The organism is Aeromonas popoffii (assembly GCF_000820025.1).
GTDB classification, from domain to species: Bacteria; Pseudomonadota; Gammaproteobacteria; order Enterobacterales; family Aeromonadaceae; genus Aeromonas; species Aeromonas popoffii.
On the sequence record NZ_CDBI01000055.1, the window covers coordinates 55,916 to 74,740 of the forward strand.

General features: G+C 59.1%; 21 protein-coding genes. 10 read left to right on the forward strand and 11 right to left on the reverse strand.

The annotated features are described in order from the left end of the window. The first annotated feature begins 84 nt into the window (after positions 1-84). Complete coding sequence (locus BN1129_RS10750; protein ID WP_005331438.1) at positions 85-294, forward strand: cold-shock protein; 210 nt, start codon at positions 85-87, stop codon at positions 292-294. A 106-nt stretch (positions 295-400) separates the two neighbouring features. Continuing rightward, complete coding sequence (locus BN1129_RS10755; RefSeq protein WP_042036407.1) at positions 401-706, forward strand: hypothetical protein; 306 nt, start codon at positions 401-403, stop codon at positions 704-706. Here the strand turns inward: BN1129_RS10755 and BN1129_RS10760 are convergent. Further along, on the reverse strand, positions 693-941 hold the full coding sequence (locus tag BN1129_RS10760; RefSeq protein ID WP_042036408.1) for a TIGR02647 family protein: 249 nt from the start codon (positions 939-941) through the stop codon (positions 693-695). The genes BN1129_RS10755 and BN1129_RS10760 overlap by 14 nt on opposite strands. A gap of 251 nt (positions 942-1,192) precedes the next feature. Here BN1129_RS10760 and BN1129_RS10765 point away from each other — a divergent pair, with 251 nt between their 5' ends. Beyond that, entirely contained in the window at positions 1,193-1,750 is a 558-nt protein-coding gene (locus tag BN1129_RS10765; RefSeq protein WP_042036409.1) for a hypothetical protein, read from the forward strand. Positions 1,751-1,844: 94 nt separating this feature from the next. After that, positions 1,845-2,237, forward strand: coding sequence for a DUF2750 domain-containing protein (locus BN1129_RS10770; protein ID WP_042036410.1), 393 nt, complete (start codon positions 1,845-1,847; stop codon positions 2,235-2,237). A gap of 127 nt (positions 2,238-2,364) precedes the next feature. Here the strand turns inward: BN1129_RS10770 and BN1129_RS10775 are convergent, their stop codons facing one another. From BN1129_RS10775 to BN1129_RS10795, 5 genes are all read right to left on the reverse strand, one after another. Beyond that, positions 2,365-4,215, reverse strand: a complete 1,851-nt coding sequence (locus BN1129_RS10775) for an extracellular solute-binding protein (RefSeq protein ID WP_042036411.1) — start codon at positions 4,213-4,215, stop codon at positions 2,365-2,367. A gap of 133 nt (positions 4,216-4,348) precedes the next feature. Next, complete coding sequence (locus tag BN1129_RS10780) at positions 4,349-5,242, reverse strand: EamA family transporter (RefSeq protein ID WP_042036414.1); 894 nt, start codon at positions 5,240-5,242, stop codon at positions 4,349-4,351. Between the two features lie 165 nt (positions 5,243-5,407). Next, the gene (locus BN1129_RS10785) at positions 5,408-6,154 is read right to left on the reverse strand and encodes a DeoR/GlpR family DNA-binding transcription regulator (RefSeq protein WP_042036415.1); all 747 of its coding nucleotides are present in this window, start codon (positions 6,152-6,154) and stop codon (positions 5,408-5,410) included. A gap of 94 nt (positions 6,155-6,248) precedes the next feature. Then, positions 6,249-8,693, reverse strand: coding sequence for a formate C-acetyltransferase/glycerol dehydratase family glycyl radical enzyme (locus BN1129_RS10790; RefSeq protein WP_042036416.1), 2,445 nt, complete (start codon positions 8,691-8,693; stop codon positions 6,249-6,251). A 4-nt stretch (positions 8,694-8,697) separates the two neighbouring features. After that, positions 8,698-9,594 (reverse strand): glycyl-radical enzyme activating protein, encoded by an 897-nt coding sequence (locus tag BN1129_RS10795; protein ID WP_042036417.1) that lies wholly within the window; start codon positions 9,592-9,594, stop codon positions 8,698-8,700. Positions 9,595-9,721: 127 nt separating this feature from the next. On the opposite strand from BN1129_RS10795, the gene fsa reads away from it, so the two are divergent. Further along, on the forward strand, positions 9,722-10,372 hold the full coding sequence (gene fsa, locus BN1129_RS10800; protein ID WP_042036419.1) for a fructose-6-phosphate aldolase: 651 nt from the start codon (positions 9,722-9,724) through the stop codon (positions 10,370-10,372). Between the two features lie 109 nt (positions 10,373-10,481). Beyond that, positions 10,482-10,670 (forward strand): hypothetical protein, encoded by a 189-nt coding sequence (locus BN1129_RS10805; protein WP_042036421.1) that lies wholly within the window; start codon positions 10,482-10,484, stop codon positions 10,668-10,670. Here BN1129_RS10805 and BN1129_RS10810 read toward each other — a convergent pair. Continuing rightward, positions 10,667-11,863 (reverse strand): HD-GYP domain-containing protein, encoded by a 1,197-nt coding sequence (locus BN1129_RS10810; RefSeq protein WP_042036422.1) that lies wholly within the window; start codon positions 11,861-11,863, stop codon positions 10,667-10,669. The genes BN1129_RS10805 and BN1129_RS10810 overlap by 4 nt on opposite strands. A gap of 173 nt (positions 11,864-12,036) precedes the next feature. Here BN1129_RS10810 and rsuA point away from each other — a divergent pair, with 173 nt between their 5' ends. Next, the gene (rsuA, locus tag BN1129_RS10815) at positions 12,037-12,729 is read left to right on the forward strand and encodes a 16S rRNA pseudouridine(516) synthase RsuA (protein ID WP_042036423.1); all 693 of its coding nucleotides are present in this window, start codon (positions 12,037-12,039) and stop codon (positions 12,727-12,729) included. 137 nt (positions 12,730-12,866) lie between these two features. Here rsuA and BN1129_RS10820 read toward each other — a convergent pair whose 3' ends face one another. Continuing rightward, positions 12,867-13,766 (reverse strand): DMT family transporter, encoded by a 900-nt coding sequence (locus BN1129_RS10820; protein ID WP_042036425.1) that lies wholly within the window; start codon positions 13,764-13,766, stop codon positions 12,867-12,869. A gap of 238 nt (positions 13,767-14,004) precedes the next feature. Here BN1129_RS10820 and BN1129_RS10825 point away from each other — a divergent pair, with 238 nt between their 5' ends. Both BN1129_RS10825 and yfcE read left to right on the forward strand, forming a co-directional pair. After that, positions 14,005-15,642, forward strand: a complete 1,638-nt coding sequence (locus BN1129_RS10825; protein WP_042036624.1) for a peptide ABC transporter substrate-binding protein — start codon at positions 14,005-14,007, stop codon at positions 15,640-15,642. Positions 15,643-15,652: 10 nt separating this feature from the next. Next, the gene (yfcE, locus tag BN1129_RS10830; protein WP_042036427.1) at positions 15,653-16,195 is read left to right on the forward strand and encodes a phosphodiesterase; all 543 of its coding nucleotides are present in this window, start codon (positions 15,653-15,655) and stop codon (positions 16,193-16,195) included. 65 nt (positions 16,196-16,260) lie between these two features. Here the strand turns inward: yfcE and BN1129_RS10835 are convergent, their stop codons facing one another. The 3 genes from BN1129_RS10835 to flgA form a co-directional block, all read right to left on the reverse strand. After that, complete coding sequence (locus BN1129_RS10835) at positions 16,261-16,677, reverse strand: flagella synthesis protein FlgN (protein ID WP_042036429.1); 417 nt, start codon at positions 16,675-16,677, stop codon at positions 16,261-16,263. Next, on the reverse strand, positions 16,674-16,997 hold the full coding sequence (gene flgM / locus BN1129_RS10840; RefSeq protein WP_042036430.1) for a flagellar biosynthesis anti-sigma factor FlgM: 324 nt from the start codon (positions 16,995-16,997) through the stop codon (positions 16,674-16,676). The genes BN1129_RS10835 and flgM overlap by 4 nt, the downstream gene beginning before the upstream one ends. Before the next feature lie 87 nt (positions 16,998-17,084). Then, the gene (flgA, locus tag BN1129_RS10845; protein ID WP_042036626.1) at positions 17,085-17,690 is read right to left on the reverse strand and encodes a flagellar basal body P-ring formation chaperone FlgA; all 606 of its coding nucleotides are present in this window, start codon (positions 17,688-17,690) and stop codon (positions 17,085-17,087) included. Between the two features lie 222 nt (positions 17,691-17,912). On the opposite strand from flgA, the gene BN1129_RS10850 reads away from it, so the two are divergent. Then, positions 17,913-18,824: a chemotaxis protein CheV gene (locus tag BN1129_RS10850; protein WP_042036432.1), complete on the forward strand. Its 912-nt coding sequence runs from the start codon at positions 17,913-17,915 to the stop codon at positions 18,822-18,824. Position 18,825 lies beyond the last annotated feature (1 nt).

The window sequence follows — 18,825 nt, forward strand, 5'->3', positions numbered from 1 at the left end:
TTTCCTGTTGTTCATAAGTTAATCCCGTTTTTGAGCTTTATCCGCTGAAAAGCATAAGTAATTATTTGAATACAGGTTATAGATATGTCTAACATGATCACCGGTACCGTTAAGTTTTTCAACGAAACCAAAGGTTTTGGCTTCATCCAGCAAGAAAACGGCCCGGACGTTTTCGTTCACTTCAGCGCTATCAGCGGTAACGGTTTCCGTACCCTGGCTGAAGGTCAGCGCGTACAGTTCTCTGTGACCCAAGGTCAGAAAGGCCCGCAGGCTGAGAACGTAACTGCTCTGTAATTCTTACAGAATTTAAGAAAGCCGTGGTGCCTCTGGTTCCACGGCTTTTTGTTTATAGGTTTTTTTTAGGCTTGTATCGATCTCACTTTCACCGCCCTCTCTCACCATGATCCCATCACTCCTACTGGCCGCCAGCCTGCTCATGTCCGTTGACACTGAGGCACAGAATGCGTTTGCCACCGAAGCGAAAGCCGTGTGTCAGCAATTTGTACAAGTTCGCCTGGGAAGCATGAGCATACCCGATGAGATCAAGGCTCAGCCTTTGCCGAAACGGGAAGGTGAATGGATGGTCGATGGCAAAATAAAAGGACCCGAAGGTCCTTTGTTGTTTGCTTGTCTGTTGCGGCAGGGCTCACGCTGGGAGTTGCTCAACTTTTCACTCTGGGCCCCGCAGGCGATCAAAGCGGTTTGAGTGCGACGATCAGATGCTGCAGATGCTCAACCATGGTCATGCCAAAAGGAGTCAGGTAGCCGCCATCTTCTGCGCTGATGAGACCTTGCTGATGCAGGCGTACAGCCGCTTGGCACAGCTCGTCAGACATGTCACTGCGCAACTTGATCCCTAGGCTCATGTTGGCCGGATCAAAGCATGCCAGTATTTTCAAGTCGTTTATAAAGTCGTTAGAAATCTGGTCGATCCCAATCATGAATGCACTCCTTACGCTAAAGATGTATGCAAACTAGCATTCCCGGATCCACTTTAGTGGGCGCTGGTTCAAACTATTGGGCTTTCTCTGGCGTCCCCCTGCCTGAACGCTGTTTTTTTGGGCATTGCCCTCCGATTTGAGCCGTGAAAATGTGAGTCCGCTCGCTAGCAGTCAAACATGATAGGATAAGGGCCTCCTTTGTCTTTCTGGCCGAGCACAGTTGATCGGCCTTCCAGTTCAAGGCGTCCCTCATGGTTAAGATCACGCTAGTATCACTGCTTCACTCTCTCGGCCCCCGTTTCCCTGTCTATCCCACCTCTCTGTTGCTGCCGCTGCTGGACCAGCATCAGGGCGATGTCTGGCTGCCCGCAATCAAGGGATCGGATGTGGCCTCCTTGCGTCAGCATGGCAAGGGGGCGGCTGCACAAACCCTGGCGCCGCTGACTGCGGGCTGGTGTGACTTTGCCGCCAGCGATGTCGGGGCGACCCCCGAGCTGGATGCCCTTGCCAACTATGACACCGAGATGATGGACAACCTGCTGATGTACTGGCATAGCCCGGCCAAGATAAACAGCCCGATCACCGATAATCTGTTCGAGCTGCGCCGCGAGGTGGTGGACGAGGCCCATGGCAGCAGACTGGCCAGCGCCTGGGAGCAGCAACAGCAATTGCGGTTTGAGCAGATCATGCAGGGCGTGCAGGCAGGGCGGGATCAACTCTGCTTCGTCGAAGTGGAGTCTGCCTACTGGTTGCGCCAGCGTTGCTGCGAGACGGTGGAGATCACCCTGGTAACGCCTGAACTGGGCTGACATTGCCGAAAAATAGGTGACCGACCTCTCATACTGGACAAGCCGTCAGCAAGATGTGAACATGGCGCCCTTTATTGAAAGAGAGACTTGGCCAATGAGCTATGAATTGAGCGAAACCGAGCGCAATGCTGCGCTGCAACTGAACGCCGACTACCGCTACGAGCACTTCATCAGCAAGCTGGTCGAGCACGAAGAGCTGTTCGTCCTGACCGACGAGCACGGTGTCATGATGCTGACCACCGACGATGAAGATTGCATTCCGGTATGGCCGCACCCCGAGTACGCCCAGGCGTGGGCCGAGGGTGAGTGGGCCGAGTGCAAGCCGCAGTCCATCACCCTCAAGGTGTGGCTGGAGCGCTGGGTCGACGGTATGGAGCAAGACGAGCTGTGTGTTGCCGTGTTCCCGACTCCGGATCAGGAAGGTATAGTGCTGGAGCCGGCCGACGTGGCCGACGCCATTGCCGAGAAGCAGGCCAAGCGCGCTTAATCGCTCCTGAGCTTCCCTTGCAACCCTGGTTGCAATAAAAAGACCCCGCCAACGTGCGGGGTCTTTTGTTTTCGGCTCTATGGGCTGCGTCTTTTTGGGGGCGAGACCCATGACTGGGTGAGCAGCCTCAGTGCTGATGGTAGCGGGTGTCGGTCAGGGTGACGGCGGGGAAGGTCTTGCCGCTCTTGATGGCAGCCCTGGTTTCCGCTTTCACCTGCTCGTCAATCCAGAACAGGCCACCATAGCTGTAGCCGCTATTTCCGCCGTCGAGTGGCCAGTAGAGCTGCTCGCTCTTGGGGGGCGCCGGCACCTTGGGCAGTTTTATCCAGCGCCAGGATCCTTCCCGGGTGTAGGGCACCTGATAGGCCGGCACGAAGCTGGCGAGCTCATAGAGCCGCTGCTGGATCTGCCGTGAAAGGGCCGCTTTTTTTGCGAAGTCGAACTCCTTGTCGTACTGCTCCACCAGCGCCGTGATGGCGTCGTCATCGATGTTCATGATGTTGTTGGTCTGGGGCTTGTTGGCATTGAACTTGTGGAAAAATTCCCAATAAGCGGGGTAGCGGCCGCCACTCCAGGCCATCCAGGCGCTCTGATGTTTTTTCTCCAGCATTGATTTGAAACCGGCTGAGGCATCCATCAGGTTGAGCTCCAGATTGAGCCCTGCCTTCTTCGCCTCTTCTCGCAGCAAGGTGAGCCGCTGGGCATGTTCTGCGGTGGTGTAGGTGATGGAGAGGGTCAGTGATTGCCCTTGGTCATTTTGCAAGATCCCCTGCGGCCCCACCTTGTTGAAACCTGCCTTGGCAAAGTATTCCCGTGCCAGTTTGGGGTCGAATGGACGGGCCTTGAGCTCGCTGTTGGTAAACTCCCCCTGACCCGAACCATAGCTGTTGAGGCGCTGGTAATCCCCCCGCAGCAGGGTGGTGAGCATCTTGTCGAGGTTGAGGGCATGCTGGATGCCGAGCCGCACATCGAGATTGCTCAGCAGTGGATCGGCGGTGTTGAGATAGAGCCCCATCGGCGATTGCGGGGTCTGGTTGTAGAACCAGGCCCGCTCGATATAACCCTTCTCGAACGCCGCTGTTTTGGTCTTGTCGTGCCACCAGTTGGGCATGTTCAGCGGGAAGGTGTCGAGATCGCCGCGCAGGAAGTGTTGCCAGGCGATGTTCTGATCCCTGAGCACCTTGATCTCGATCCGCTCCGGATTGAAGCGATGCTGGAAATAGCGCTCGTCATCCCCCCACCAGTTTTCAATTCGCTTGAAGGTGACCGACTTGCCTTTTTTCAGCTGGTCGATCTGATAGGGGCCGGTGACCGGCAGCACCTTCCAGTTGTACTCCTTGACCCAGTTGTCGGTGAGCTTGATGGCGTGGCTCGGCTCCGGGCTGATGGGCAGCGATTCCAGCAGGTCCTGGCGGCTCTTTTCGGTACCGCTGGTGATGGCCAGGGTGTGATCATCAAACTTGGTGATGTCGGTTATCTGGGTGCTGTAGTAGTTGTTGTACCAGGGGTCGTTGATCTCTTTGCTACGCATCATCTTGAGGGTAAAGAGCCAGTCATCGGCGGTGACTGGCTGGCCGTCTGACCAGCGTGCCTTGGGATTGATGCGAAAATAGAGGGTCTTGTTGTCGGCACCGAAGGCCCATTCGCTTGCCAGCATGGGCATGGGGTTGCCGGTCACCGGATGGGTGCTCAGCAGTGGCAGGTTGGTCTCCCGCACGTAGCCGGCAAACCCGCCGTTGGAGTCGGGGCCAAATTTGCGCAGGGTCAGGGGAAAGCTGGTCATAAAGGTGCGAAACGTGCCGCCGCGCTTGGCAGCCGGATCGGCATAGACCGGATCCGTGTTGTTGCTCTCCCATTTCAAGTCAGCGGGCAGCGTGGCACTCCAGCCCAACGGGCTCCAGCACAGCGTCAGGGTGATGGCAGTGGCGCGTATGAAGTGGGGGAGGCAACGCCCCCCGGCGGTGATGGTCGATGGCATATCCTTGCTCTCTCCTGATGGTCTGCTTCCTGCAGGTCACGCTTTGGTGACGCCAGTCCCGATGGGGGACTGGCTCATCATGAAAATTTAATCCTGTCAGGTCAATGGGATGACGTAAATAAGCGGGTGGTTATCAAGTTGCGCTCTGTGGTTTGAACCAGCGCAGTCGGCCACCCAGCAGATGGACCACAAAGCCGAGCAGTACCAGGCCAGCGCCCAGCCACTGCAAGGCGGTCGGGTGTTCATCAAGCAGGATAGCGGCCGCCACCAGGCCGACACAGGGGATCAGCAGGGAGAGCGGTGCTACTTGCGCTACCGGATAGCGCATCAGTAGCCGTCCCCACAGGCCGTAGCCAAGCCAGGTAGCAACATAAGAGAGATAGAGCACGCACAGTAATCCTTGCCAGCTGAAATTGAGCAAGCTGCTGGCAATGCGCTCCGGCCCCTCGAACAGCCAGGAGAGGGCGAAAAATGGCAATATCGGCACCAGACCAGCCCAGGCGATGAGGCTGGGCAGGGAGGTGTGATAACGCAGACCAATCTGGCGATTGATGACGTTGCCAAGACCCCAGCAGGCAGCGGCGCACAGTGTCAAGATGAAGCCGAGCAGGGTGAGGTTGCCCTCGCCGTTTGTGGCGATGAGATAGAGGCCGAACCCCGCCAAAGGCAGTGCTACCCAGTGGTGAGGCTGCCAGCGCTCCCCCAGCCAGATCATGGCAAACAGCAGGGTGAACACCACCTGGGATTGCAGCACCAGCGAGGCCATGCCCGCGGGCATACCGAACTTCATGGCACTGAACAGAAACGCGAACTGGCCCAGACTGATGGCACCGCCATAGGCCAGCAGCCAGCGCCAGGGTATGGTGGGTTTGGGCACCAGCAAGATGGCGGGAAAGACCACGCCGATAAAGCGCAGCGCACCCAGCAGCAGGGGGGGAATGCCTTCCAGTCCCCACTTGATGGCGACGAAGTTGAGCCCCCAGCAGAGGATGACCAGGGCGGCCAGACACTTGTCCTTGGTTTGCATGGTTGAAATCCTTGTCATCAGAGGGGCGGCGACTGGCGGTCCGCAGTTATCGGCAAGGGGGGGAGCATACCTTTGGGCATGTGGTGAGTGTCAAGGTGAAAGACCCGTTTGGAAGTTCCTGGTAGAGGGGTCGATGGCGGATCCTGGTGGCAAGGTCAGGGCAGATCAGGCCGCAACGCAGTGCAGGGTGATCCCCTTGGCCGCGATGGCCGCACGCATGGGGGCGGGCAGGGCATCGTCGGTGACCAGCACCTTGATCTGGCCCGGCGCGCCGAGCTGGCTCGGGTGGATGGCGCCAAATTTGCTGCTGTCGGTGATCACCACATTGGTCATCCCCTTGGCCAGCACGCTGTTGACCACGTCGGCCCGCATCATGTCGCGGCCGGTAAAGCCCACCTCGGGGTGAAAACCGTCGACCCCGATAAAGGCCTTGGAGAAGTGTACCTGCTCGATACACAGGCGCGTCAGCGGCCCCACCACGCTTTCGCTCTGATGCTGGAACAGCCCGCCGAGCAGTACCACCTGAGCCGGGGTGTCCTTGAGCAGATGGGCGATATAGCTGCTGATGGTGATGATGGTGACCCGTTTGTGCAGGGCGAGGTGGCGCGCCAGCATGGCGTTGGCGCTGCCCCCTTCGATAAAGACCGTCTCGCCATCGTCCACCAGCTGGGCTGCGCGCTCGGCGAGGCGCTCCTTGAGCAGGTAGTTGATGTTCATCCGGGCATCCGGGTCATCGGTCTCCAGCGCCATGGCCGAGCCGTGTACCCGTCTGAGCAGCCCCTGTTTCTCCAGCGCGGTGAGGTCGTTGCGCACCGTCACCTCTGACACGCCGGTGTGTTGGGCGAGCTCACTCACGCTCATCTTGCGAGCCTGATGGACCAGCGTGAGGATCAGTTGGTGGCGTGGATTCATGGTGCGCTCGCATGCAAGGTGGTAGATAGCGGCAAGCCACCCAAGGGTGGCTTGCCAATCATATGACGTCACAGGCGCCATGGGGTGCGCCCCGTCAGAGACTGTGCTCGGTGCGGGCGATGATATCATCTTGCGCATCCGGGGATAAGGCGGTGAAGAAGGCCGAATAGCCCGCCACCCGTACCACCAGATCCCGGTACTGATCCGGATTGGCCTTGGCCGCCAGCAGGGTTTCGCGCGAGACGATGTTGTACTGCACGTGCCACCCCTTGTGCACCTCGAAGAAGGTGCGCAGCAGGCTCATCAGCTTGGCCTTGTCCCGCTCGTTCTCAAGGCTGGCCGGGCTCAGCTTCTGGTTGAGCAGCACCCCGCCGAGGATAGCCGCCGTGGGCAGCTTGCCGATGGAGTTGAACACCGCCGTCGGGCCGAGACGATCCGAGCCCGAGGAGGGGCTGGCCCCTTCCGCCAGCGGGGTGCGGGCGTGGCGACCATCCGGGGTGGCAAGGGTGGCCGCACCGAACGGCACGTTGGCGGAGATGGAGGAGGTGCCGGCGTAGTAGGTGCCGCCGATGGGGCCGCGCCCGAAGCGGGTGTTGTGCAGCCCCTTGAGCTCGTCGATGTAGCTCTGGTAAGCCTGCACCAGCAGCAGGTCTACCTCGTCCAGATCGTTGCCATATTTGGGGGCGGCATTGGTGAGGCGCTGGCGCAACTGCTCCCCCGCCAGCCCGGCAAAGTCTTGCTCCAGCGCGGCAGCCAGCTCGTGCTGCCCCACCACACCCTGTTCGAACACCAGTTTCTTCAGGGCCGCCAGACTGTTGCCGAGGTTGGCAATCCCCACCTGCAGACCGGAGACCCAGTCATAGACGGCGCCCCCCTCCTTGATGGTCTTGCCGCGCTCGATGCAGTCATCTACCAAAGTGCTGCAGAGGATGTCGTGGGCCTGCGCCTCCAGCACGCTGTCGACCACGCAGTCGATCTCGATGGATTTGCGGGTGAAGTAGCGCACCTGCTCATCCCAGCGGGCCATCACCTCGTCAAAGTTGCCAAAGGTTCCATCTCGCAGCGACTGGGATTGGGGCAGGAATACCTGGCCTGTGGTGGCATCGCGGCCGCCATCGAGGGAGGCCAGCAGGATGCGGGCGAAGTTGATAAAGCTCATGCCGGTGCAGCGGTAGCCCCACTTGCCGGGCACGGCGGTCTCGATGCAACCGATGGCGGCGTAATGGTGGGCATCCTCCACGCTCACCCCGAGCTTGATGAACTCGGGGATCACCACCTCGTCGTTGTTGAAGGCGGGCATGCCAAAGCCGCAGCGGATCACCTGAATGCAGGCGTCGAGGAAATCCTCGCTCATCCCGGCGTGGTAGCGCACCGAGAGGTTGGGCTGGGTCGAGCGCAATTGGCCGCAGGACTCCAGAATGGCGTAGGAGAGGCCGTTGACCGCGTCATGGGCCGCGCCATCACGCCAGTTCTGGCCGCCGATGGTGACGTTTTGGTAGAGGGGGCTGCCGGCGGAGGCCTTGGAGTGGGTGCCGGAGCGGATCTTGTTTACCTCCAGCAGTTTGAGCCAGCACCCTTGCAGCAGCTCGATGGCGCGAGGGCGTGACAGGGATTCTGACAGCTCTACTTCGCGGCGATACCAGGGGTAGAGGTATTGATCCATCCGGCCAAACGACACCGAGTGGCCGTTGGATTCGATCTGCAGGATGAGCTGGATGAAGTAGCAGAGTTGCAGCGCCTGCCAGAAAGTTTCGGGGGGCTGGTGGGCGATGTGGGCGCAGTTGAGCGCTATGGTCTCAAGCTCGCTTTGGCGCTCGGGGCGCGGTTCTTGCGCAGCCATGTCGCTGGCCATCTCGTGGGCAAGAGTGGCGTAGCGCGCGATGTGATCGCTGACCGCATCCAGGGTGATGGCGACGGCGTTCAGGAACTGCTCACGTTGCAGATCGGCCCAATCCGCCAGATCCAGCCGACTGCGCCGCTCGGCCACCTTGGCCTTGAAGCCATCGAGACCCAGCGTGAGCAGCTCCTCATAGTTGACCGCAAGGTGGGCATCCCCCGAGGTCATGTTGCCCTCGGCCTTGATGATACCGCTCTCCAGCAGTGCTTTCTGCTCGTCGGTAAAGAGGCCGAAGCAGCGATCCTGCACCGTCTGGCCGCGCCAGAAGGGGGTGAGGGCGTGGATGATCTCCTTGTCGGTTTCGCTGACTGCAAAACCGGCCCCGGGTCTGTCCGCCAGCTCGTCGATCTCCTTCTCAATCCAGCTCACGGTGTATTCGGGAAAGAGCGGCGCTGCCCGCACCTGACTCGCCTGATTGCCGACGATAAGCTCGTCGTGCTTGATCCAGATGGTGCGTTCCTTGAGGTGATGGGCCAGCGCCAGGGCGCGGCGCACCGGCAGCGGCCGGGCGAGATGAGCCTGATAGGTTTGCGTGTAGTGGCGGGCACGCTCGGTGCAGACCGGTGGTTGAACGATGTGGATCAGGCTCTCTTTGTGGGCGCGGATCCGCGGGCTGAGGGTATTGAGGTCGAGCTGGGTCATGATCTTATCCTCTGGTCACAGGGGTCAGCCCCTGACGTTGGGCGTATGCGTGGGCAAAGCTGAGTAAATCGGGGTCGTCGAGTGGTGTCTCCGGCGCCTGATACGGCAGATCCAGCAGGGCGTATTTGCCCATCCCCAGGGTGTGGTAGGGGAGGAAGTGGATCTCCTGCACAGTGCCGAGACTGGCGGCGGTGTCGGTGATGGCGGTGATCGATGCGCGGTCGGCATTGAAGCCGGGAATGAGCGGCACCCGGATCTGCATCGGCACGCCGTGCTCGGCGAGGCGTTTGAGGTTCGCGATGGGCAACTCCACCTTGCCGCGGGTCCAGTTGAAGAAACGTTCTTTATCCACGTGTTTGAGATCCGCCAGCACCAGATCCAGTGAGGGGAGGCTTGGCTCAATCTGGTGCCATGGAACATGCAGGCAGCTCTCGACCGCGGTGTGCAGCCCTTCTGCCTTGCAGCGGGCCAGCAGGGCGGCGGCAAAGTCGGGCTGCATAAACGGCTCGCCACCGGAGAGGGTGACACCACCGCCGCTGCGCTCGAAGAAGGGGCGATCCCGCAGTATGGTGTCCATCAGGGTGTCCAGCGTTTCATCCCGGCCACACACCTGCAGCGCTTCGCTGGGGCAGAGGCCACGCAGCCGTTCCCTATCCTGTGCACTGAGGGCAGAGCGGGTGAGCTGAATGCCTTCGCTGTCATGCAAGATTGCCGGACAGGCCTGGCTGCAGAGCTGGCATCCCTCGATGCATTGACGCCGGTCGAGCAAGATGTCCGGCTGGGGAGAGCGGCTTTCCGGGTTCTGACACCACAGGCAAGCTAGCGAGCACCCCTTGAGAAACACCAGGGTGCGAATGCCGGGGCCATCGTGAGTTGAATATCGTTGCAGGTCGAAAATCATACCGCCTCCTTTTGTTTTTCATTCTATTTGCTTTCATTCGAAAGTTGATTTGATTTTGATCAAGCAATTCGCAGATGTTTTGTCGCTAGAATGGCGACATATTGAACATCCCGTTAAGGAGTTAGAGATGGAGCTGTATCTCGATACCGCCGATGTGGCGGCAGTGCGTCGCTGGTCACGGATCCTGCCGTTGGCTGGTGTCACCACCAACCCTTCCATTACCGCCGCCGGGGGATTGCCGCTGAGCGAGCTGCTGCCCGCTCTGCGCGACGTGCTGGGACCCAAGGCTCGGTTGTTTGCCCAGGTGATGGCCAAAACCGAAACCGAGATGGTGCGAGAGGCGTTCGCCCTGCGTGAGCTGGACCCGGATCTGGTGATCAAAATCCCGGTATGTGCAGAGGGATTGGCGGCCATCAAGAGCCTGACCGCCAGCGGCGTGTCGACCTTGGGTACTGCGGTCTATACCCCGTTGCAAGGCTGGCTGGCGGCGGTGGCGGGGGCAGAATATGTCGCCCCTTATGTCAACCGGCTGGACGCTCAGGGCGGCGATGGCATCGCCACCGTGCAGGAGCTGCAACAGCTGCTTGAGCTGCACGCACCGAACAGCAAGGTGCTGGCGGCGTCATTCCGTACCCCCCGTCAGGCGCTTGACTGCCTGCTGGCCGGTTGCCAATCCATCACCCTGCCGCTTGATGTGGCCGAACAGTTGCTGACTGTGCCTGCGGTGGATGTGGCATTGGCGAAGTTTGACCAAGATTGGCAGCGGGCTTTTGCCTGAGGTCAGAGGCCTGATTGAGGGAACATAGAGGTGGTGCGGCTGGCAGACTAAGCTATAGAGGACAGCCCGGTTTGACGGGCTGATGTCGATGGCTTACCGGAGGTGCCTCATGAGCGACCATCCCCTACTGCCCCATGGTGAAGATCTGCGTCGCGCTGTGCGCTGGCTCAGCGAGCACCGTCAACACGACGTCCGGGCCATCGAAGAGGCCTGTATCCGCTTTGACCTGTCACCGCTGGATGAGGAGTTTCTTATTCTGCATTGTGTCGAGCGGTCCCGGGAGGAGGGGACCAACTAGACGAAGTGGGCGAGGCTGATGCCAAACTCCTTGGGATCGACCGTGCTTTCTATGCTCTCCTGTACCCCGGATTTCGCCAGATCCAGCCACTGTACATCGAGATAGTGGCGTTGGGTGGCGTGATAGATCACCTTGACCACCGGCTTGAGCGGTTGCTGCTCGTTGCGCTGCATCACGATAGCCAACCGCTGGTTGGAGAGCTGTACCAGCGTCCCCACCGGATAAACCCCCATGCACTTGATGAACTTGGTTACCAGCCCCCGATCGAAATGATGGTCGGCCCCCTTGAGCAGGATCCGGAATGCCTGGGTCGGCTGCATCCCCTGTTTGTAGACCCGATCTGCCGTCACGGCGTCGTAGACATCGACGATGCCGCTCATGCGGGTATGAAGAGAGAGTTGATCTCCCTTGAGGTGGCTGGGATAACCCGTGCCATCGAGCCGCTCGTGGTGATTGGCGGCGACTTCCAGCATGGTGGCCGTGATGCCGGGGGTTTGGCTGAGGATGTCGTAACTGTGTACTACATGCTGGCGCATGATGGTGAACTCTTCATCGGTCAGCTTGCCAGGTTTGTTGAGCACTTCATCCGGGGTCATGATTTTGCCCACATCGTGCAGCAGGCCCCCCAGGGTCAGCTCTTTGAGCACACTGCGTTCCAACCCCAGATAGCGGCCGAAGTTGGCGAGCAAAATGGCCACGTTCATGGAGTGCTCCATCAGGTAGGCATCCTTGGCACGAATGCGGGCCAGACAGAGCATGGCATCGCCGTGGGTGAACATGGTGTCCACCATCTCTTCGGCCACTTCGGCCAGCGGGGTTATGTCGATGGGTTCACCCGCCTTGAGCTGGCGGATGAACTTGCCTTGCAGTTCGCGGGCTTCCTGATAGAGACGGCGGATTTTGAGTTCGCGGCCCTCGCCGTTGGCACTGCCTGCCGTGCGTTGGGATGACGCTGACAAGGTAGCCGGGTCGGGGGAGATGATCTGCTCTATGCCAGCCAGCTTGCTGCGGGCGAGATCCACGCGCACCGTTAGCACACCGCGCCGGACCAGGTCATCGATCTGCTGACGGGTGGTCACCAGCCCCATCTGGGCGATCTCCATGCCACCTGTCTGGCTGATGATGGCGATCACGTACATGCCGGCTTGCAGCTGGTTGACGGGAATGACTGGATGAGGAGTGTGCGACTTCATTCGGCTTCCTGACTTTATTATTATGCGTAACATTAGGCCCTCTGCAGGCAGTCTAACACCCGCGCCGGGCTTCGTCATGACGACATGGTCTGCATCACTACCGCTTAGTGCTGGAGTTGTTGCCCTCGGCCTATATAATGACGCCCCTTTATTGATGGACTCTGAGGTTGTGCATGCGGCTCGATAAATTTCTTTGCGATTGTTCCGATTTGACCCGGTCCCTGGCGGGCAAGCTGATCCGGCAGGGAGAGGTCACGGTGGACGGCATAGTGGTCAAACAACCCGCTTTCCACATCAACGAGCAGAGCCAGGTCGAATTCGACGGCGTCATGCTGACGCTGGATCAGCGCAATCGCTACTTCATGCTGCACAAACCGAAAGGGTACGTCTGCTCCAACGAGGATCCGGATCATCCAACCGTCTTCTTCCTGATGGACGAGCCCGCCATGGGCAAGTTGCACGTGGTTGGCCGACTCGATCTTGACACCACGGGTCTGGTGCTGGTCACCGACGATGGCAAATGGTCCCACCGCATCACCTCGCCGCGCCATGAGTGTGCCAAGACCTACCATGTCTGGCTGGCCGACCCGGTGCATCAGGATGCCATCTCCCTGTTTGCCGATGGTGTCTTCCTGCGCAACGAATCCGAGAAGACCCGTCCCGCCCAGCTGGACATTCTGGGGGAGTGCGAGGCACGCCTCACCATCCATGAAGGCAAGTATCATCAGGTGAAGCGGATGTTTGCCTCCATCGGCAACAAGGTAGTGGGGTTGCATCGGGAGCGGATCGGCGCACTGACGTTGGATGACGCACTGGCACCGGGCGAATACCGCGAGCTGACGGCCGAGGAAATCGCCCAGTTCTAGTCACCCGACTCGGCTACGAAAGTCCGGTGATGCCGCGACGGGGCTAATCGACGCTGCAGCTCACCTCTGATCGAGGGTGCGAATAGCGAAGTGGGTGCGGTTTGGGGTGTTAACCCCGGCGCTGACGTTAAGCCGCGTTAGCCCGCCCCCAGCACCATGGTCGTACCCAGTGTGGCCAGCAGGGCGCCCGCCCAGGCCGTGAGGGAGGGGCGCTGGCCCGAGTGCCACCACAGCAGGGGCAGCAGAATGACAGGCGTAGTGGAGGAGAGGATCGCCACCATGCCGACGTCTCCCTGACGCAAGGCGACCAGGATGAGCGTCATCCCCATGGCCATCGCCAGGAAGCCGTTGATACCAATCATCCCCAGTACCTGACGGTTAATGGGGTTGTGCGGCAGTGACAGCGGCACCCGCAGCGCCCGCAAGGTGCAGTGGGCCAACAGGGCGCTGCCCATGCGGATGCCGGAAGCGCTCACTGCATCCACGCTACCACTCATCATCACGGGCTTGGCGATGATGGCGCCCAGACTCTGGCAGAAGGCGGCCGTCAGACCCAGACCTATGCCGATGGCGAGATGCCCACGCACCTGTTCCCACTCGTTGTGTTCATTGCCGCCACGCCGGCCGAACAAAATGGCGAGCATGACGCCGGCAAACACCAACAAGGCCCCCACCAGTCGCCAGCCACCGAGCTGCTCGCCAAACAACCAGAGGCCGAGCAGGGCGGAGAAGAGAGCATGGCAGGAGAACAGCAAGCCGCTGCGCCTGGGGCCCAACCGGTTCATGCAGGCAAACAGGGCGGTATCGCCGACGAAGATGCCGATAAGGCCCGACAATGCCAGTAGGGGCAGGGCGCTCTCGGTGAGAGATTGCCAGCCGTCGGTGGCGAGGCTGACGGAGCCCAGCATCAGGCTGACCAGAAACATGCGCCAGCGGCTGTAGGCAAAAGCCCCCAGGTGACGGGCCGGTTTGACGGAGATCAGGGCCGCCACTGCCCACAAACTGGCCGCTGCCAGTGCCAGCCACTCATACCCCATAACAACTCCTGAAAATGTAGCCAGATGAAAGACGCATCAGGCCGTTACCGGCGACAGCCACTCGCACCTCATAAAAACTACGGAAAAAAATCGCCCGCAAGACTCCATCTCTTGAGCAAGCCCGATACAATACGGGGCGTCTTTGGGGATAACAAGCGCAGCATCATGCATTCGTATTCAGGCGCGCTGCCGGCCTTCCCCCTTCTTGAAATAAAGTGAATTGAACGAGGTGTATGTCATGGTTTTGTGCCCCGCTTCCCGGCCCACCCGTCGCTGGCTCTCTCCCTTGCTGCTGGGCCTGTTGATGGCCCCTTCATTGCAGGCCACCACTGTGTCCCAAGAGCCCGTATTGTCGGACCGCCAGACCCTGGTCAAGGGCAATGGCGCCGAGCCGGAATCCCTCGACCCGGCCCAGATCCGATCCGGTTTTCCGGGTGAGGTCGTGCTGGTGGACTTGTTCGAGGGGCTGGTGAGCGAAGATGGTCAGGGCAAGATAGTGCCGGCTCAGGCCCAACGCTGGGAGAGCAGTGACGATGGGCTGGTCTGGCGCTTCTTCCTGCGCCCGCAGCTCACGTGGTCCAACGGTGAGCCGCTCGGCGCGCAGGATTTTGTCTATGCCTGGCGGCGACTGCTGGATCCGGCGCAGGGCTCACCTTCCGCCGGGCTGTTGCTGGCGACCGGTATCAACAATGCCCAATCCATCTACGCAGGGGCGCTGGATCTCAATACCCTGGGGGTGGAGGCCGAGAGCGAGCAGATCCTGAAAGTGACTCTGGAGCGGCCGGTGCCCTACTTCTTGCAGCTGGTCAGTCAGCGTCCCTTCGTACCGGTTAACGAGAAGGCTATCAACCAGTTTGGCAAGCAGTGGACCCTGCCGGGCAAGCTGGTCAGCAACGGCGCCTACAAGCTGGTGAACTGGGTGCCCAACGAGCGTATCGAGGCGGAGCGCAACGTTCAGTATTGGGATGATGCCCATACCCGGATCCAGCGGGTCACCTATCTGCCGCTTGCCTCCCAACACGCCGAGCGGCTGCGCTACGAGGCGGGCGAGATCCAGCTCACCAACAAGGTGGCACAGGAGTATTACCAGAAGACCAAGGAAGCGACCCCCGAGCGGATCTGGGGCCTGCCGCTGCTCGGTACCTATCTTTATACCTTCAACCTGCGTCGCCCCGAGTTGCAGGATGTGCGGGTGCGCCAGGCGCTGGCGATGACCATAGACCGACATTTGCTGACCGAGAAGGTCAGCGGTCAGGGTGAACAAGCCGCCTGGTCACTGCTGCCCACCATGCCGGGCTATGAGGCGCTGAGCTCACCGCTGGCCTTGCAGGATCAGCCAACCCGGCTTGCCAAGGCGACCGCGCTGCTTGCGCAGGCGGGTTACAACAGCGCTCATCCCCTCAAGCTGACGCTGACTTACAACACCTCGGAAAATCACAAGAAGCTGGCGTTGGCGGTGGCCGCCATGTGGAAGCCGCTTGGTGTGGAAGTCGTGCTCAATAACATGGAGTGGAACGCCTATCAGGTGGCCAAAGACAGCGGGGACTTCATGCTGGCTCGCTCCTTCCTGTTCGGGGATTACGTGGAGCCCTCATCCATGCTCAACAGCTTCCGTTGCCAAGATCCCCAGAACGAGAGTAGCTACTGCAATCCAGCCTTTGACGGCCTGTTGCAGCAGGCTTCGGATACCCTGGATGGTAACGTCAGGGTCGGGCTCTACCATCAGGCCGAACAGTTGCTGATGGATGAGATGCCCGCCATTCCCATCTATCACTACAACCAGATGCGGTTGGTGGATCCCACCCTGCGTGGCTTGCCCGTTCAGAATCTCAAGGGGGCGATCGCCACCAAGGATCTCTATTTCAGTCAGCCGTGAGGAACGAGCGATGAAGATTGCCATTATGTCGGACCTGCACGGCAGCCTGAGTGCCCTGGAGCTGGTGCTTGACCAGCTTTCCACCTGGCAGCCTGATCACTATCTGTTGCTCGGCGACGTGCTCAACCACGGCCCGCGCAATCCGGTACCGCCGGGTTATGCCCCCGCGGCTGTGGCCGAGCGGCTTAATCAGCTGGCGCCGCACATCATGGCGGTGCGTGGTAATTGCGACTCGGAAGTGGATCAGATGCTGCTGGATTTCCCCATGATGGCCCCCTACAACCAGTTGCTGGTGGATGGCCGGCGCTGGTTTGTCAGCCATGGTCATCTCTATCGCCCGGAGGCGGTGCCGCTGCCGGCAGGCAGCCTGTTTATCAGCGGTCATACCCATATGCCAGTGTTGCAGCGAGAAGGGGAGCTGGTGCTGATGAATCCGGGATCCATCTGTTTTCCACGCGCAGAGCTGGCGGCAACTTATGGCCGCTATGAAGACGGTGTATTGGGCATCCATGCCTGTGCGGATAGCGAGGCCTTGCTGCGTCTGAATTTGTAAGGTGTGTGGCGAGGGGGCAGATCAGGGGCTGCTGTAAGGGGAAACTGAAAGTGAGAAGAGAGAAGTCAGGCCTTTATGCCGAATGAGCGAGTACCTGAGCGGGTATTGCCCTTGGCGTCATAGGTCAGTGAGTTGCGATCACGCAACTTGCTCAGGAAGCTTGCCAGGCGTCGGTTGGAGACGATGCTGAGTTCGAGCAGGCGGCCATTGAGATCATTTTGTTCCTGGCAGGCATCGAGTTTTTCACGCAGGAGATGCATCTTCTCGGGAAAGGCGTTCAGCTGTTGTTGCAGATCGGGCAGTTGGGCCAGGGTCTGATCCAGCACTTCAATATCGGCAAGCAGTTTCTGCTTGCGCTCTGCCAGCTCAGGCAGTGCCAGTGCCTGGTGCTGTTTGAGCAGGTTGAATTCCTCCCCCAGCAAACCTTGCATCTGGGAGAGGTATTCGTCTTGGGTATGCAGCAGCGAAGGTAAATCCATCATCCCAGCAGCTTGTCCAGATTGGATTCAAAGCTGAACATCTTCTTGGCCACAGCTTCACTGTTGACCTGATATTCACCATTGGCCACGGCTTTTTTCAAGCTCTCGACCCGGCTTTCATTGCCGGTAGTAGAGGCTGAGTTGAGGTTTTTCTGCATCTGTTGCAATTGCTGCGCCTCATTGGTCAAGGAGACGGAGTCGGTCCTGACGGTCGCCGCACGGTTGTCGGGGGATGAGGTCGCTGGTTTGGTATTGGCACCCAGGCTGCTACCGGTGTTTTGCAACCGATTGTTCGCTAGGTTATTGATATTGTTGATAGCCATGTTATTTACCTTCGTCTGCTTTGCTGTTCGCTTACCTGTTTATCGGTGACGGTCGTCAGAACTTTAGAAAAAAGTGGCCTAAAACATTCAGAAAGTGACCACCACGGCACCGACCGCGCTGACTTTTCCCTGCACCGTTTTTCCTGAACGAATATTGACGAGTTTGATCATGTCTCCGAAGCTACCATCTTGCAAGGCTCGGGCCATGGTTTTGATTTGCATGCTGCTATTTTCTGCACTGAGTGTGACTTGATCGCCTTTGCACACCACGCAGACTTGGGTGAGCCGTATGGGCTGACCCGGTTTGAGCTCCCGCTTGCTACGTACGCCTATCAGGGGGGTCGGATCGCTGAGATAGTCACCACGGATCAGCGTCTGATCCTGATAGGCCAGTGTCAGCATGCTTTCGCTGAGGATGTCGCCCTTGGCCACCGGCGCTGAGACGGTCACATAGGGCTTTTGTATGCTGACCCGAACCGGCAGATAGAGATCCCAAGGTTTATCCTCCTCGCATTTGAGGTAGACAGTGGTGTTGCGACGCACCTCCATCCTTGCGGGAAAACTGATGGTAAGATGCTCTTCGCAGCGGCTTAGAGGCAGGCGGTCATCGATGGAGGCAGCTAGCACCTGCGCCTGGGCGTCGAGCGGAATATCGAGCTGGCCTAGCACAAACTCTTGTGCCATTTCTTGCAGATAGCTGGTCACCTCGGAAGCCGTGGTGTGAGATATGCCGCAAAACAGCAGTAAGATGAGGAAAAGTCTACTAATCATTTTCGCTCGCAGGCCGATAAGTTGTTCACGTATATCACCACATTTAACTATGCTTGCTTCAGAATTCGTTTGTAGTGACATTGATAGTCTGACGTAAGCCAACACGCATGCATGATTAGTGCCAAGCGTTTTTAGGGAGTGTTTATGGCCAGTATTCTGGACTCGGTCAACCAACGTACCCAGCTGGTGGGACAAAACAGGTTGGAGTTGTTGTTGTTTCGTCTCAATGGACGTCAAAGATTTGGCATCAACGTATTCAAAGTGCGTGAAGTGTTGCAATGTCCCTCATTGACCGTCATGCCCAAGTTGAACTCCTGCATTCGCGGGGTTGCCCATATCCGTGGCCAGACCATTTCGGTGATCGATCTCAGCATGGCGGTGGGCAAGCGTCCTATCGAGGATCTGAGCAAGTGCTTTATCATCATTTCCGAGTACAACCGTTCCGTGCAGGGTTTTTTGGTGCACTCGGTCGAGCGCATCATCAACATGAACTGGGAATCCATTCTGCCCCCTCCAAAAGGGGCTGGTCGCATCAACTATATGACGGCGGTCACCGAGGTAGATGGCGAGCTGGTGGAGATCCTGGACGTTGAACGTATCCTCAACGAGATCTCTCCGGTGTCGACCGAGGTGAGTGCCGAGCTGGTGGATGCCAGTATCGAGCACAATACCCATGGTCGTCCTGTGCTGGTGGCAGATGACTCTTCTGTTGCTCGCAAGCAGGTCCAGCGGGCCCTCGAGGCTATCGGTGTACAGTGTGTGCTGGCCAAGGATGGGCGTGAGGCGCTCAACATGTTGCTGGAGATGGCCAAGAATGGCCCCATCAAGGATCAAATTGCCCTGGTGATCTCGGACATCGAGATGCCGGAAATGGACGGTTATACTTTTACCGCCGAGATCCGCAACAATCCCAATCTCAAGGACTTACATGTTATTCTGCACACATCCCTCAGTGGGGTGTTCAATCAGGCCATGGTGCAGAAAGTCGGTGCGAACAATTTCATTGCCAAATTCCAGCCGGATGAATTGGCCAAAGCCGTACAAGGCGCACTCTAAT